We start from the raw sequence: 1582 nt of genomic DNA on the forward strand, positions 1-1582 counted from the left end.
GGCCCTGGCCAGTGAACGCCCGGCCTGGCACGTCACCGCCGTCGACCGCGTACTCGAAGCCGTGGCCCTGGCCGAACGCAATCGCCAACGCCTGAACCTGCACAACGCCACCGTGCTCAACAGTCATTGGTTCAGCGCGTTGCAGGGGCACACCTACGATCTGATCATCAGCAACCCGCCCTACATCGCCGCCAACGATCCGCATCTGGTGGCTGGCGATGTACGCTTTGAGCCGGCCAGCGCGCTGGTAGCGGGTCATGATGGGTTGGACGACCTGCGCCTGATCATCGCCGAAGCGCCAGCGCACCTCGCTGCTGGCGGTTGGCTGTTGCTGGAACACGGTTACGACCAGGCCTCGGCGGTGCGTGACCTGTTGCTGAGCCAAGGCTTTGAAGGCGTACACAGCCGCATCGACCTCGGCGGCCACGAACGCATCAGCCTGGGACACCGGCCGTGCTGACCGATCAGGAGCTGTTGCGCTATAGCCGACAGATTCTGTTGCAGCAGGTCGACATCGACGGCCAATTGCGCCTGAAAAACGCCCGCGCCTTGATCGTCGGCCTCGGCGGCCTGGGCGCGCCTGTGGCGCTGTACCTGGCGGCGGCCGGTGTCGGCGAGTTGCACCTGGCGGATTTCGACACCGTCGACCTGACCAACCTGCAACGCCAGATCATCCATGACACCGACAGCGTCGGCCTGAGCAAGGTCGATTCGGCCATCCGCCGTCTGAGCGCGATCAACCCTGAGGTCAAACTGCTCACTCACCGGACTGCGCTGGATGCCGATTCCCTGGCGGCGGCAGTGGCGGCGGTGGATGTAGTGCTCGATTGCAGCGACAATTTTTCCACCCGCGAAGCGGTCAACGCCGCCTGCGTGGCCGCCGGCAAACCGTTGGTCAGCGGCGCGGCGATCCGTCTGGACGGGCAGCTGTCGGTGTTCGACCCGCGCCGCGCCGACAGCCCGTGTTACCACTGTTTATACGGGCACGGCAGCGACACCGAACTGACCTGCAGCGAAGCCGGCGTGGTCGGCCCGCTGGTCGGTCTGGTGGGTAGCCTGCAGGCGCTTGAAGCGTTGAAATTGCTCGCCGGTTTCGGCGAGCCCTTGGTCGGACGCTTGTTGCTGATCGATGCCTTGACCACACGTTTCCGTGAGTTGCGCGTCAAACGCGACCCCGGTTGCAGCGTGTGTGGGACACACCATGGTTAAGGATGCACCGATCGGTGTGTTCGACTCCGGCATCGGCGGGTTGACGGTGCTGGAGGAAATCCAGCAACTGTTGCCCCATGAGTCGCTGCTGTACGTCGCCGATTGCGGGCACATCCCCTACGGCGAGAAAACCCCTGCTTTTATTTACGAGCGTTCGCACCGGGTCGCCGAGTTTTTCCGCGAGCAGGGCGCCAAGGCCTTTGTGATTGCCTGCAACACGGCGACCGTTGCCGCCGTGGCTGATTTGCGCCAGGACTACCCCGACTGGCCGCTGGTGGGCATGGAGCCCGCCGTCAAACCCGCCGCCGCCGAGGCAAGTTGCAGCAATGATTTTTTTCATGAGGATGTCCTGGTTGAACGTTGTGGCGAGAGC

General features: G+C 64.0%; 3 protein-coding genes. All 3 read left to right on the forward strand.

The features are described 5' to 3' along the window. The coding region (locus tag L9Z73_RS30240; RefSeq protein WP_247408615.1) for a peptide chain release factor N(5)-glutamine methyltransferase at nucleotides 1–460 on the forward strand (460 nt) is incomplete at its 5' end. After that, nucleotides 454–1209 carry a molybdopterin-synthase adenylyltransferase MoeB gene (locus L9Z73_RS30245; RefSeq protein ID WP_247408617.1) on the forward strand — a complete coding sequence of 252 codons (756 nt, stop codon included), beginning with the start codon at nucleotides 454–456 and terminating at the stop codon, nucleotides 1207–1209. The genes L9Z73_RS30240 and L9Z73_RS30245, both read left to right, overlap by 7 nt. Further along, nucleotides 1202–1582, forward strand: a 381-nt coding sequence (locus L9Z73_RS30250) for an aspartate/glutamate racemase family protein (RefSeq protein WP_247408619.1), incomplete at its 3' end; no start/stop codon positions are given. The genes L9Z73_RS30245 and L9Z73_RS30250, both read left to right, overlap by 8 nt.

The sequence above is a fragment of the Pseudomonas emilianonis genome (genome assembly GCF_023072625.1).
In the GTDB taxonomy this organism is placed as follows: domain Bacteria; phylum Pseudomonadota; class Gammaproteobacteria; order Pseudomonadales; family Pseudomonadaceae; genus Aquipseudomonas; species Aquipseudomonas paraveronii.